This window comes from Paenibacillus glycanilyticus (assembly GCF_030161375.1).
Taxonomy (GTDB): domain Bacteria; phylum Bacillota; class Bacilli; order Paenibacillales; family Paenibacillaceae; genus Pristimantibacillus; species Pristimantibacillus glycanilyticus_B.
On sequence record NZ_BSSQ01000016.1, the window covers coordinates 184,652 to 198,387 of the forward strand.

13 protein-coding genes are annotated in these 13,736 nt (G+C 53.7%); 11 read left to right on the plus strand and 2 right to left on the minus strand.

Features of this window, described 5'->3' with window-relative positions; genetic code table 11:
• Positions 1-2: 2 nt before the first annotated feature.
• From QQK89_RS20895 to QQK89_RS20940, 10 genes are all read left to right on the plus strand, one after another.
• Positions 3-1,352 carry an FAD-binding oxidoreductase gene (locus QQK89_RS20895; protein ID WP_284240605.1) on the plus strand — a complete coding sequence of 450 codons (1,350 nt, stop codon included), beginning with the start codon at positions 3-5 and terminating at the stop codon, positions 1,350-1,352.
• Positions 1,353-1,355: 3 nt separating this feature from the next.
• On the plus strand, positions 1,356-2,228 hold the full coding sequence (locus QQK89_RS20900) for an ABC transporter permease (protein WP_284240606.1): 873 nt from the start codon (positions 1,356-1,358) through the stop codon (positions 2,226-2,228).
• A 100-nt stretch (positions 2,229-2,328) separates the two neighbouring features.
• Complete coding sequence (locus QQK89_RS20905) at positions 2,329-3,654, plus strand: amidohydrolase family protein (RefSeq protein WP_284240607.1); 1,326 nt, start codon at positions 2,329-2,331, stop codon at positions 3,652-3,654.
• Positions 3,655-3,769: 115 nt separating this feature from the next.
• Positions 3,770-4,474: an ABC transporter substrate-binding protein gene (locus QQK89_RS20910; protein WP_434481738.1), complete on the plus strand. Its 705-nt coding sequence runs from the start codon at positions 3,770-3,772 to the stop codon at positions 4,472-4,474.
• Positions 4,450-4,671 (plus strand): hypothetical protein, encoded by a 222-nt coding sequence (locus tag QQK89_RS20915; protein WP_284240609.1) that lies wholly within the window; start codon positions 4,450-4,452, stop codon positions 4,669-4,671. The genes QQK89_RS20910 and QQK89_RS20915 overlap by 25 nt, the downstream gene beginning before the upstream one ends.
• A gap of 69 nt (positions 4,672-4,740) precedes the next feature.
• Positions 4,741-5,436: an NAD(P)H-dependent oxidoreductase gene (locus tag QQK89_RS20920; protein ID WP_284240610.1), complete on the plus strand. Its 696-nt coding sequence runs from the start codon at positions 4,741-4,743 to the stop codon at positions 5,434-5,436.
• 14 nt (positions 5,437-5,450) lie between these two features.
• On the plus strand, positions 5,451-6,737 hold the full coding sequence (locus QQK89_RS20925; protein WP_284240611.1) for an amidohydrolase family protein: 1,287 nt from the start codon (positions 5,451-5,453) through the stop codon (positions 6,735-6,737).
• Positions 6,738-6,864: 127 nt separating this feature from the next.
• Positions 6,865-7,815 carry a hypothetical protein gene (locus QQK89_RS20930; protein ID WP_434481739.1) on the plus strand — a complete coding sequence of 317 codons (951 nt, stop codon included), beginning with the start codon at positions 6,865-6,867 and terminating at the stop codon, positions 7,813-7,815.
• Positions 7,816-7,980: 165 nt separating this feature from the next.
• Positions 7,981-9,276 carry an MFS transporter gene (locus QQK89_RS20935; protein WP_284240613.1) on the plus strand — a complete coding sequence of 432 codons (1,296 nt, stop codon included), beginning with the start codon at positions 7,981-7,983 and terminating at the stop codon, positions 9,274-9,276.
• A 44-nt stretch (positions 9,277-9,320) separates the two neighbouring features.
• Complete coding sequence (locus tag QQK89_RS20940; protein WP_284240836.1) at positions 9,321-11,276, plus strand: TetM/TetW/TetO/TetS family tetracycline resistance ribosomal protection protein; 1,956 nt, start codon at positions 9,321-9,323, stop codon at positions 11,274-11,276.
• 34 nt (positions 11,277-11,310) lie between these two features.
• Here QQK89_RS20940 and QQK89_RS20945 read toward each other — a convergent pair whose 3' ends face one another.
• Positions 11,311-11,724 (minus strand): MerR family transcriptional regulator, encoded by a 414-nt coding sequence (locus QQK89_RS20945; RefSeq protein ID WP_284240614.1) that lies wholly within the window; start codon positions 11,722-11,724, stop codon positions 11,311-11,313.
• A gap of 102 nt (positions 11,725-11,826) precedes the next feature.
• Between QQK89_RS20945 and QQK89_RS20950 the strand changes: the two genes are divergently transcribed.
• Positions 11,827-12,657 (plus strand): SDR family oxidoreductase, encoded by an 831-nt coding sequence (locus tag QQK89_RS20950; protein WP_284240615.1) that lies wholly within the window; start codon positions 11,827-11,829, stop codon positions 12,655-12,657.
• Between the two features lie 100 nt (positions 12,658-12,757).
• Here QQK89_RS20950 and QQK89_RS20955 read toward each other — a convergent pair whose 3' ends face one another.
• The gene (locus QQK89_RS20955; protein WP_284240616.1) at positions 12,758-13,654 is read right to left on the minus strand and encodes a MerR family transcriptional regulator; all 897 of its coding nucleotides are present in this window, start codon (positions 13,652-13,654) and stop codon (positions 12,758-12,760) included.
• Positions 13,655-13,736 lie beyond the last annotated feature (82 nt).

Here is a 13,736-nt window from a genome sequence, read left to right on the forward strand (position 1 = left end):
CGATGAAGGAATGGATAGCCCAGATGCAGGCGGTACTAGGAGAAGATAAGCTGCTGTCGGACCCCGCGCAGGTGGATAAATTGTCCAAGGACTATTATTGGTACTCTCCGGTTCTTGTACCTTTGCTTCAGGATAAGCGGGCAGAAGCCGTCGCGGTGCCGCAATCGGTGGAGGAAACGGCACAAATACTCGCTTACGCATGGAAGCATCGGATTCCGGTGACAACTCGCGGTGCGGGTACCGGCAACTATGGCCAGGCTATTCCGCTCGAAGGCGGCATTGTGCTGGACTTAAGCAAGCTCGACAAAGTTATTGAAGTAACGGATGAATATGCGCGCGTTCAGGCGGGAGTAAGGCTTGGCGCTTTGGAGAAGCTGCTCCGCGCCCAAGACAAAGAGCTGCGCATCTATCCGAGCACTTATATGAAAGCGACGGTAGGCGGCTTCGTGTGCGGCGGTTCAGGCGGTATCGGCTCCATTACGTGGGGCAACTTGTGGGATGGCAATGTCCTTGAAGCAGTTGTTCTCACCGTAGAAGAAACGCCGCGCCAGCTGACCATTAAGGGAGACGATCTGCTTGCCTACATCCATAACTACGGAACGACGGGCGTAGTTGTTGAACTCGTTATTCCGATATCGGCCAAAGTGGAATGGACGCAGACGGTCGTCCAGTTCGATGATTTCGAATCGGCTGCCCGGTTCTCCCATGCGGTTGCGCTTAATGATGCGATCCGCAAGCGGCTGGTAGCGCCGGTCGAATGGCCGATCCCTTCCTTCTTCAAGCCGATTGCCGCCAAGCTCGAAGCGGGTTGCAGCGCTTGTCTGCTAGAGACGAAGCAGGGCAGTGAAGCATTGCTCGCGGCACATGCGGAGGCATTTGGCGGGCGCATCGGCTATACGATCCCGTCGGAGCAATATCGCAAGGTAATCGGCCTGTCGGATTTCACCTGGAACCATACAACGCTCTGGGCGCTTAAGACCGACCCGACGATGACTTATTTGCAGGCCGGCTTTGATAAAGACCGGTTCCTCGATCAGATCTCGCTTATTAAGGAACAGTTTGGCGAAGAAGTGTTGATGCATCTCGAATTTGTTCGTACGGCAGGCGTAGTAGCTCCCGCGGCATTGCCGGTTATCCGTTATACGACGCATGAACGGCTGTACGAGATTATTGCCTACTTCAAGTCTATTGGTGTACGGATCAACGATCCCCACACCTGGATTCTGGAGATGGGAGGACGCGGAGAGTGGGAGGCAATGGCCAGCGCGAAACGCTCCAATGACCCCCGCGGACTGCTCAACCCAGGCAAGCTGCAAACGCCGGCCCATACCATTTCGAATCAGGAGGGATAAGCGATGCGAGAGGAGACAATGACAACCCCGGAATTATCATTTGGTGCGGGGACCGGAGCAGGTTCGGCGAAGCTGCGCAACTCGTCACTCAAGAAAGCATGGAAAACCATGGGTCCTCCGGGCGTAGCTTTTATCCTATTTATTGGCGGATGGGAACTGTTCTGCCGGCTTTCCGGACTCAAGCCTTATTTGCTGCCTAAGCCTTCGGATATTGTTCAAGCCGCATTAGAGAATGCTTCGAATCTGTGGGTATCGGTGTACACCACCATCACGGAAGCCGTGCTTGGCTTTCTGCTCAGCATCGTGCTTGGAGTAGGCTTTGCCATCCTGCTTGCCAGCTCCAAGTTAATCGAGCGCAGCATTTATCCTTACGCGATCATTATGCAGACGATTCCGATTGTCGCCATTGCCCCGATTATCGTCATCTGGTTTGGCGCGGGCATGAACGCCATCATTATTATTGCGTTTCTAATCGGCTTTTTCCCGATGCTCTCCAATACGCTTATTGGCCTCAATTCCACCGACCACAACATGAAAAACCTCTTTTATCTCTATAATGCCTCATCCCTGCAAACCATGTTCCGGCTTCGTTTGCCAGCCGCATTGCCTTACATTGTAGCTGGTCTCAAAATCTCATGTACGCTCGCCGTCATTGGCGCGATTGTTGGCGAATACATCGCCGGGATTGGCGGCGGCAACGGCGGGCTCGGATATGCCATTACGGTTGCCTCCTCCCGTCTCCAGACCGCTTATCTATTTGCCTGCGGATTATCGGCGTCTTTGCTTGGCATCGCCTTTTTCCTGCTCGTCAACGCTTTCTCCAAGTGGATGCTTAGTTCCTGGCATGAATCGGAGATGAAATCTTCCGAAGGGTAATGATTTGCCAATTCATTTAAAGCTAATGCTTTCGAAGTATGAATCGCCACAAACGGTTGATAAACAACCTAGTAAGCCAATTCATTGTAGGAGGGATATCTTGCAACCAAACCATCTGGAAGCCATTAACGTAAAGCTGCCGCTTGAAGAAAGCGGCGGGCTTTACACGGTAACGGTGCGGGAAGGGTGCTGGACGGCGATCGAACACCAAGAAGGAATGATAGCCTCCTCCGAGCATCTTCCGATTCACGAGCTTTCGTTCGCCGAACTAAAGGCGACGCCGCTGCTCGATTTGGAAGGGAAAGTGATGCTTCCGGGATTTGTGGATGCCCATATGCATCTCGACAAATCCTACTCGCTTCCTTGGGTGCGCAACCGTTCGGGAACGCTACTGGAAGCGATCGAGAACTACCGGGCGGCTTCTCCCGCGTTCACGAAGGAAATGATCCGCGACCGGATTGTAAAAGCGGCGCGCAACTCGGCTTCATTTGGCTCGGCCGTGCTTCGGAGCCATCTGGATGTACCGGTTCACATGGGCCGCGACATGGCGATGCGGACGATTGAGGCGGCGCTGGAGGCCCGGGAGATGGTGAGCGGAATCGTTGATATTCAATATTTCCCGATGTATTTCTATGATCCCGCTTATGAACGGGAACTAGGGGAGTTTGCGGCGGAGACGCTTCAGATGGGAATAGACGGGGTAGGCGGCGCACCTCATTTGTCGCCGCAGCCGGAGACAAACATCGCGTGGGCGTTCAAGCTTGCGCAAAGATTTGATAAACCGATTGATCTGCACACCGACGAATCGGATAACCCGGATGCCAAGACGATCGATATTTATTGCGATTATGTGCAGGCAGGCGGTTACGGCGGACGGGCGACAGCCGGTCATCTCTGTTCTTTGTCGGCCATGGAGCATCGCGAAGCAGAGCGGCTGATCGGCAAAATGGCAGATAGCGGCGTAGCGGCTGTTACCTTGCCGGTCGTCAATCTGTACTTGCAGGGACGCGGCGACCGGGGCAACGTTCGGCGGGGCGTCACCCGCGTCAGAGAACTGGCGGAAGCAGGCGTAATCGTTGCGGCGGCTTCGGATAACATTCAGGATCCGTTCCATCCGTTTGGGCGAGGGGATTTGCTGCAGGTTGGCCTAATGACTGCTTATGCCGCCCATCTGGCGAAGGAAGAGGACATGGTTACCGTGCTGCGCATGCTGACAACAAACCCCGCAAGCGTGACGGGTGTCCGGCGTTACGGCATCGCCCCAGGCAATCCGGCAAGCTTTGTTGTTCTCGATGCGGCTTCCGAGGAAGAGTTGTTCCAGGAGCTACCATCCTCGCGATGGGTGTACAACAAGTCCAAGTGGACGTTTGCTTCTCTGCTGAACAGATACGGAGTGGAAGCCGACCAAACCATCTCGCAGATTTAGCTGCAGCAAGGTTTACTTAAGATTGGTGTTTGTCCGCTCACAAAGGGATGCACATATAGAGGAGAAGAGAGGGAGAGAAAATATGCTGACAAAATCAAAGAGAACATTAGGTGGAATGGCGGCGCTCCTAGCCGTTAGCTTCAGTCTTGCGGCTTGCGGTAATAGCAATTCAGGGGACGGCAAGGAACTGACGAAGGTGACCCAAGTGACGAACTGGTTCGCCGAGCCGGAGCATGGCGGACAATACGCAGCGCTTGATAAAGGTTTCTACAAGGATGCGGGGCTCGACATGACGATTCAATCCGGCGGTCCGGGCATCTCTTCCACCCAGATTGTAGCCGGCGGGAAAGCGGAGTTTGGCATGGGTCAGGCGGATGAGATTTTGCTGGCGCGCCAGAACGGCATTCCGCTTGTCGCCATTGCGGCAACGTTCCAGAAGAATCCGCAAGGGATCATGTTCCACAAAGGGGAATACAAAGACATTACCGAGCTGAACGGCAACAAGATTTACGTCGGCAGCGGCGTTGTGTTCTGGGAGTATCTGAAAAAAGCCTACAAGCTCGATAACGTGGCAGAGATGAAATATACCGGTTCCCTCGCCAACTTCGTAGCGGATCCGTCGGCAGCTACGCAAATCTACATTACCTCCGAGCCGTTCTCCATGCAGCAGGAAGGGGTCGACGTTGATTATTTCCTGAACTATGATCTTGGCTACAAGCAATACGGCAATATTCTCTATACGACCGAAGACTTCCTGAAGAAACATCCGGATACGGTNNTGAGATCAACAAGGTCATGCAGGAGAAAAATCCGGATCTGAAACTTGAAGCGATGGCGTATGGCGCCAAAGCGCAAGAGCCGCTTGTCTACGGCGGAGATGCGGAGACAAACGGCGTTGGTTATATGAGCAAGGATATCTGGTCCGGCTTGCAGGCACAGCTGGTGGAGATGGGGCTGCTTAAGGAAGCCGAGCCGATTGACAACGTATTTACGAATGAGTATTTGCCAGGCAAATAAAGAAGTACTTAGCGGAGCCGCAGCAGGCACACATGCGCGGCTCCGGCTTGCACTCGGGGAGAGATCGGAATGGCCAATGTGCTTATCATCTACTTTAGCAGCTACGGGCATATGTACCGGATGGCGGAAGCCGCCGCTCAAGGGGCAGAAGGAGAAGGACATATCGCGAGGTTAGTCCGTATTCCCGAATTTCTGCATCCGGGCAACATTACGGCGCTGCAGGATCATCCGGACCGAAGGCGGAACGCGGAAGACAGCGGAATCTCCGGCACGTTCCGGGTGGGAGCCCGCTGGGAGAAATACGAAGCCTCGCAAACGATGCAGCAGCATATTCCCGAAGCAACCGCGGATGACCTCCGCTGGGCGGACGGCATTGTGTGGGGATTTCCAACGTATTACGGCTCCATGCCCGCACAGGTGAAGTCGTTTCTTGATCTGTCGGGCAGCTTATGCGCAAGCGGGGAGCTGGAGGGGAAGCCAACCGGCGTCATGACAAGCGCGGGATCTATTCATACCGGCCATGAAGCGACCCTATTGACGTCCATCATCCCGCTATTGCATTTCGGAATGATCTACGTGGGGCTTCCTTATTCGCAAAATCCGGAATATTTGACGGCAGACGCTATCGGCGGCTCGCCTTACGGGCCGTCAACCTTAGCCGGTCCGGACAGCTCTCGCACGCCGGATGAACGCGAGCTCCGGATGGCCGGAAGGCTTGGAGCCCGAGTGGCCAGATTTGCCGCAGCAACCAAAGGCATACGATGAATGGCGGGGATACGATGACAATACCATTTGATTTGCTAGTTTCTCAGGTCAAGCTGCCCGGCAGCAACAGCTTAACGGATCTTGGCATCAAAGGCGGCGTTATTGCAGCCATCGGCAATTTGGCCGGGGCAGCCGCCAAGACGACCGTGCAGGCGCAGGGGAGATTGCTGCTCCCTCCGTTTGTGGAACCGCATGTGCATCTGGACACGACGCTAACGGCAGGCGAACCCGCATGGAACGAAAGCGGTACGCTTGCGGAAGGCATCTCCATCTGGTCAGCGCGCAAAAAACAGCTCTCGCGGGAGGATGTTCTGGAGCGTGCGGAACGTACGCTTAAGCTGCTTATTGGTTACGGCGTGTTATACGTGCGGGCCATGGTGGATATCGGAGATCCTAAGTTAACCGCGTTCAGAGCGGTGCTTGAGCTGAAGGAAGCTTACCGCGATCGGATTCATATGCAAATCATTGCGTTTCCGCAAGACGGCCTTATCGCCTGCCCGGACAATGAAGCAAGAATGGAAGAAGCGCTTCGGCTTGGCGCCGACGGCGTATCGGCCGTGCCCCATCTCGAACGGACCCGCGAGGAGGGCGTGCTCAGTCTAAACAAAGCTTTTACGTTGGCGGCGCGGTTTGGCGCTTTGGTTCATGTATTTTGCGATGAGACGGACGATGAGCATTCCCGTTACTTGGAGGTATGCGCCTCGCTTGCCCTTGCGACGGGCCTGACCTCAAAGGTCACAGCCGCTCATGCCAATGCCGCTACGTATTATAATGAGCCGTATTTTCAGAAGCTGCTTGGACTGGTAAAGCAATCCGGCCTGTCGATCGTGGCTTGCCCGCTGATTAACAGCGTCATGCAGGGACGATATGATGCATACCCGAAGGGTCGAGGGATTACTCGCATTCAGGATTTTCACCGGGCCGGCATTAACGTCGCTTTGGCCCATGACGATATTCTCACGCCGTTTTATCCGCTTGGTACGGGAAATCCGCTTGATGCGGCGCATATGGCTGCTCATCTCGCCCATATGTGCGGCCGTCAGGATCTGAACGATATATGGGGCATGACTACGTTTGGCGGGGCAAAAGCGTTGCAGCTCAGCGGCTACGGCTTCGAGCAAGGAAAACCGAAGGTTGGCAATCCGGCTTCATTCCTCCTGTTTGATGCCGCTGATCCAGCCGAGCTCATCCGTACGAGAAACGCCCCTCGTTATGTGATCCATAAGGGGCAAGTGGTTGCGGAAACCATGCCTACGGTAACAAAATGGGTCCATCCGGCGGAAAAGATTATAATTTTTTAACCAAATATTGGGTCGTCTCGACTATTCAAAACCACTCCCATCTCCTTGATAATCTTGTGTGATTACAATCAAGGAGGGATTTACAATGCTTCGGATTCATCACAGAGTGGGCCTGATCAACAGGTCGATGAGAATGGTTCTGCCCGCAATGCTTGCTCTCTTCCTATTCGGCACATCGGTAGTGCCCGCCTTTGCGGCATCGCCGGGGAAAACCGTCAACGCTTCCGCTACTCTCGCTTATAGTCTCAAAGGGCTGAGACACAATCTGGCTGTCCAGAAGGCGTACATCGCGTCCAAATATTTGTATGTCACCCAGCGAACCGGAGGTACTGTCTATCTATCCAGACTGCTCATGAAAGGGAAAACGGCCACCTACGTGGACGAAATGACCATTACGAATTCGGGTCACGGGCAGACGCTTGATATGTACACGTATAAAAACATCGATTATTTTTATTTCAGCTCCAAAGCGGACGGATCAACCCCGTACGACTGGTCGCTTCAGGTGGCGAGACTGAAATACGCGGCCGGCAAGAAATACGACTATACCGATCTTCACCGGTTCACCTACATGAACTATGCCAATAAAACCGGCAAAAGATTAGGCGATACTTACCGCGTAGATGGCGGCGGGAACAGCGCTTATACGATCTTTCGCGTACAGACCTCCCAAGGCAGCGTGACATGGTCGATCTACAACACGGCTGCGTTGAACAAACTGCTGGACAGCAATGAACAAGTCCGGATGGACAGCGCGGCAGCCAAAAAAGCATGCGTAGCCAGCGTTACCCAAACGGGCAGCAAGATCGTTAGGCCAAACAACTCTTTCCAAGGCTTCGACATGCTCGGAAGTTCGGAGATCTATACATCGGGCGGAGCGGAAGGCCAGAAGCCGCGTATTGCCATGATGTCTAAGACGGGAGCGTACAAAACGCTCGTGAACATTACAAACGTAGGAAACCATGAGATCGAAGGCGTTCAGACGAAAAACGGCAATGTGTACTTCACGATCGTTACCGATCCGAAAAATAAAAAAGACACGCAAAAAGTGTATTACGTGCATGACAGTTTGTTCTAATTCGTAAACAAGAAACAAGGGCTGCCTCCGAAAGCAACAGCTTCGGCGGGTTGCCCTTGTTTTACTTCTTTATTGCCATCCGCATATATGCCGGACACGCCGCATAAGACGTAATTAGTCTCGTTTTCCGTGGAGCCGGATTTGCTGTGGGGGTGTAAGAAGTCGATGAGCAGGAAATTTCTCAATTCGCCAACGGCCTATGCGTTGGGGATGTTCGCCATGATGGTGCCAAGCCAGGCGTTTGCCTCCTTTTTCAATTATTATTACGTCGAGAAGCTGGGGCTCAGCCTTGGTCTGGCGACCATTGCGCGTACGATCTATCTGATCTGGGACGCGGTGAACAATCCGATGGCCGGTTATTTGTCCGACCGCACCCGCACGAAATACGGCCGGCGAAGGCCGTGGATTTTTTTCTCGACGCCGGCGTTTATGCTTGTCTTTATTATGGTGTTCTCGGTTCCTAGCGGACTCGGCAATACCGGGCTGTTTATCTGGCTTCTTACGTCGCTTATTTTGTTTGAAGGAATTGCAACGATTCTGTGGGTGAATTACGGCGCTTTGTTCCCCGAATTGTTCGCGGGAGACCGGCTGCGGGCAAAGGCGTCTGCCGTGCAGCAAGGGTTTCAGGTTGTGGCCATTCTCATTGGCACGGCGCTCACTCCCGTCCTTTACGGGTGGATCGGCTTTGGCTGGATGTCCGTGACGTATTCGATCGTATTTGGCGTATTTATGATCTGGTTTGCTATGTCCGTTCGGGAAAAAGACAGCACGCACCAGGAAGCGCCGCTGCCGCTGCTTGTGGCCTTTCGGGAAACGCTGACGAATAAGCCGTTCTGGGTGTTTAATATATCGGGCTCCTTTGCTCAGACGGTAAACGGCCTGCTGGCAGCGCTGCTTCCGTTCTACGCCAAATACAATCTGAATATTTCCGAGGGAGAAGTGTCCATTCTGATGGGCGCCGTCTTTGTCTCGATCATTCCGCTCGTAGCGATCTGGTATCTGATCTCCCGCAAGCTTGGCGGCCTCTACAGCTGGCGGCTTGCGCTCGCCGTTTATGCGTTGTCGGTCATTCCGCTATGGTTCGCCGGCAGCCTCGGCAGCGGCATTGCGGCAGGGATTGTGGTCGGCTTCGGTATGGCTGGGTTTCTTGTAACACCCGCGATGTTAAGTAGCCGGATTATAGATCTGGACGCGGAGCGGACCGGCAGACGGAGAGAAGGCATCTATACGGCGGTAGCCGGATTTATTACGAGGTCTAGCGGTCTGATTGCGGCGTTGGCGTTCTGGATCGTTGGATTGATGTACGACTATCAGAGCGGCGATGATCCGGGCCCGCATCCGGAGACCGTGTTCCGCGTGCTCATCTGCGTTGTTCCGCTTCTGTTGCTGACGTTATCTTTTGTCATCTCCTTGTTCATGAAGAATTTAGAGGAGCCCGGTCAATCGAAACGGCAGGTATGATATGATTATGGCAAAATCAAACCAAGGGGATTCGCATGAATCGCATGAAGCAAGTAACGATTGGCATGTTCGCGCATGTGGACGCGGGAAAAACGACGCTGGCGGAGCAACTGCTGTATCACACGAACAGCATCCGGGAGCGGGGCCGCGTCGACCATAAGGACGCTTACCTCGACAGCCATGAGATTGAGCGGGCAAGGGGCATAACGGTATTCGCGGATCAGGCGGTAATGACTTACAAAGACGCCACTTATTACTTAATCGATACGCCGGGACACGTCGATTTCTCGCCGGAAATGGAGCGGGCGATCCAGGTGATGGATTACGCCGTGTTGGTAGTGAGCGCGGTAGAAGGCGTTCAGGGACATACGGAGACGGTATGGCAGCTGCTGCGGAAGCACCGCATTCCGACGTTCTTTTTTATTAACAAAATCGATCGCACCGGCGCGGACGTAAACCGCGTGCTGGAGGAGATTCGGCAGCATTTGACGCCGGAAGCCTGCTACCTGAAGGAGAGCTTTGCGGGCGGCATAGTGGAAGAATCGTTGAAGGAGAGTTTGGCCGAGCGGGATGAGCAGATGCTGGAGGCCTTCCTCTCCGGCGAAGAAGATCAGGCTTATTGGCTGGAGGCGCTCCGGGAGATGGTGAAGAGCTGCCGGTTATATCCTTGCGTGAGCGGATCAGCCCTGCAGGATACAGGGGTGCGGGAGTTTCTCGAGCAGTTGCATTTACTTATCCAAGTGGACTACGACGTTGAGGCGCCGTTCGCAGGACGCGTGTACAAAATCCGGCATGACAAGAGCGGCACGCGGCTAACCTATATTAAAGCTTTAAGCGGGATTCTTAAGGTCCGGGAAGAGATCGGCTATGGCGTTAACGATGGGCAATTAAGCGAGAAGGCGACAAGATTGCTCATCGTAAACGGCAGCAAAATGCAGGCGGTCGACCAGGTGTCGGCCGGCGATTTGTTTGCCGTGATCGGGCTGTCGGAAGCCGAAGCGGGACAAGGGGTAGGCAGCTGCTTGGACAAGCTGTCTTATGATTTGGTTCCGGCGTTAACTTCCAAAGTGATGTTCTCGGAATCGTTGCCCGTGAAAGACGTGCTCAAGGCATTCCGCGTTCTGAACGCGGAGGATCCGTCTCTGCAAGTAATCTGGGAGGAAAGCCTGCAGGAGATTCATATTCATGTTATGGGCGTTATCCAGCTTGAGGTGCTGCAGCAGCTGGTGAAGGAGCGGTTCGCGTTTGAGGTGGCCTATGGCCAACCTGAAATTTTGTACAAAGAGACGATCGAGGGTCCGGTCAAAGGGTATGGGCATTTCGAGCCGCTAAGGCATTATGCCGAGGTGCATCTGCTGCTGGAGCCGGGGGAACGGGGCAGCGGAATGACGTTCCGGAATGCGGCCCATATACATGACTTGAGCATCGGCAATCAGCATTTGATCGAGACGCATCTGTTCGAACGCGAGCATCATGGACTATTAACCGGAAGCCCGCTGACGGACGTGCGGGTCACCTTGCTTACGGGTGCTAGCCATAACGAGCATACGCATGGCGGCGACTTCCGGGAGGCGACGTTCCGGGCGCTGCGTCAGGGGCTTGAGAAGGCGGATAATATGCTGCTTGAACCGTTTTACGAATATAAAATCAGGGTTGAGCTCGATCATCTGGGCAAAGTGTTGTCCGATTTGCAGCGCGCATCCGGGCAATTCGACCCGCCGCAAACAAACGCTTCGCATGCCGTCATTACCGGCCGAGTGCCGGTTGCCACGTTTATGGATTACAGCACGGAGCTAGCTGCATATACGCATGGCCGAGGCAGCATTCAGCTTGTGCTTGCCGGTTATGACCGGTGTCATAACGAGCCGGAAGTGATCGAGCGCAAAGGATACCGGAAGGATGCGGACCCGTTATATACGTCATCGTCTATTTTTTGCGCGAAAGGGGCCGGTTATGCGGTGCCTTGGGACGAGGCGGAAGCGAAGATGCATTTGCTGTAACGTTTGTTATGTATGGAGAAGGCCGTTTCCCTTGTTAATGAGGGTAAACGGCCTTTATCATTTCGTACATCTCTTCGGCTTTTGCCGGATCGTGGATTAACGCCTTCCTGTATTCAATCATCCAGTCCAGCGTTTTGGAAATTTGATCGTATTCGGCTTTCTTATGTTCGATCTCTTCTTTCTTTTGCTCCATCCATGCGATAATTTGTTGGTTTGTTTTGGTGTTGGTATCTTGATCCTGAAAGACGTCCTTCAATTCGGCCAGCGAACAGCCTAATCCTTGGAACTTCCGAATCATCCGCAGGCGCTGGGCCGCATCGTCCGTATAGTTGCGGTAGTTGTTCTTCTCCCGTTGCACATGGCGGCTGTCGAGCAGGCCTTCCTTCTCGTAGAACCGGATGGCGTGAACGGACATGCCCATCTTTTCCGCTAATTCTTGAATTTTCATATACGTCTTCTCCTTAAGAGGTATTGCCTTAGAGTTCACTCTATAGTTTATGCTCTAAGGGTACAAGTTATCAACCATACCATTCTATTTAGGAGTGATTCCATGCGTATATTCGTAACCGGAGCAACCGGCTATATTGGAACGGAAGTCGTTCGCGAGCTGCTGGCCGCCGGACATCAAGTTGTTGGTCTGACCCGTTCTGACCAAGGAGCCGAGCAATTGGAGGCGGCGGGAGCCGAGGCATTTCGCGGAACGTTGGAAGATCTGGACGGCTTAAAGCGCGCCGCGGCTGGCGCGGACGGCGTGATCCATTTGGCGTTTGTCCATGACTTCTCGAACTTTGCCGCTTCGCTTACTACCGATCTTCGGGCCGTTGAAGCGATGGGAGAAGTGCTTGTAGACACCGGCAAACCATTCATCATCACTGCTCACGCAAATGGCGTCGAGTCGGAAAATGCGGTGCTGGCGCTTGCCAAGCGCGGAGTACGGACCGCGATCATGTCGCTAGCCCCTTCCGTTCACGGCACGCAAGACAAAGGTTTTGTTCCGCTACTGATTCAGACTGCGCGGGCGAAGGGCGTTTCCGCCTATATCGGCGAAGGGTCGAACCGCTGGCCGGCGATCCATCGTTTGGATGCTGCAACGTTATTCCGCTTAGCGGTTGAAGCGGCGCCTGCCGGTTCGATGCTGGACGGCACTCATGACGAGGGCATTCCGTTCCGCGATATCGCTGCTGTTATTGGCCGCCAATTGAACGTGCCGGTCGTTAGCATTCCCCGCGAGGAAGCGGAAGCCCATTTTGGTTTTCTGGGCATGCTGGCGGCGCATGATTTTCCAAGGTCAAGCGCTGCGACGCAAGAGCTGTTAGGCTGGAAGCCCGTTCAGCCCGGTCTGCTTGAGGATCTTGCGCAAGAACACTATTTCAAATCCTGATCGGCTGATACAGGGGCTAATCGCATAGAGTAGGAACAAGAGAAAGACAAATAAGACCCCGCGAGGGTCTTATTTTGTTTTGTCGTTAGGGATGAAGATCCTAAGGCTGCACGTATGATGATCCGGACTTGCGCAAAAGCAGTCTGTACCAGTTATCCCATTCCGACGGACCCGGAGGATATACATGCGGGGCGAGGGTGGGGCTGCAATTCCGGAATCCGTCGCCGCCGATGATGATGGCTAACTCCGGATACGATTGCCGATTCTCGGCAATCCATTGTTCGACGGAGTTTGCCAGCTTAGGGTTATTGGCCGAGATGGCCGCGATTTCAATGTTTTTGGCACGGATCAAGTCCGTAATATCGTCTAGAGGAGTATCCGGTCCAAGGTAGATGACATCATGTCCTTTATTCCGCAGAAACAGGCTAAAGAGCATAAGTCCCATCTGATGATGCTCCCCTTGCGGACATAAAGCGACCGCTCTTGGAAGCTGCGGATTCAGCGGCAGAATGCGCATGAATTGGGTGCATCTCTGGATGATGATTTGGGATGCGAAATGCTCTTGGGCAACGGAAAGGAGACCATGTTCCCACGCCGCGCCGATTTGCTTCATCACAGGCGTAAGAATATGGTGGAACACCTCTTCATGGTGAAAGAGAGAAAAGCATAAATCGATAACTTCATTGGCCTGAACGGTATTTAAATCGGCAAGTTCCCTGTACAGCCGATCGATCAAGCTGGCGAAGCGGCATTCTATCGTCCCAACAGCCGAGTTGGCCATTTTGTCGCGATATAAAGTGACGGCTTCGCTGATTTTTAAGTGATGGCCGTCCATCTGTTGCTTAATCCAGCGCAAGGCATCGATGTCCGCGTCCCGGTACAGACGGTGACCGCCTGTGCTGCGAATAGGCTCGGTAAGCTGATATCGGTTCTCCCATGCCCGGATGGTTACTGCGGGAATCCCTACCAATTGGGATACTTTGCGAATACTATACATGCGCTTACACCTCAGGTTTATTATACATAAGTTATACAAAAATCATAGCGTTACCCGTGTGTCCTTCTCCTTCCTTGCTATG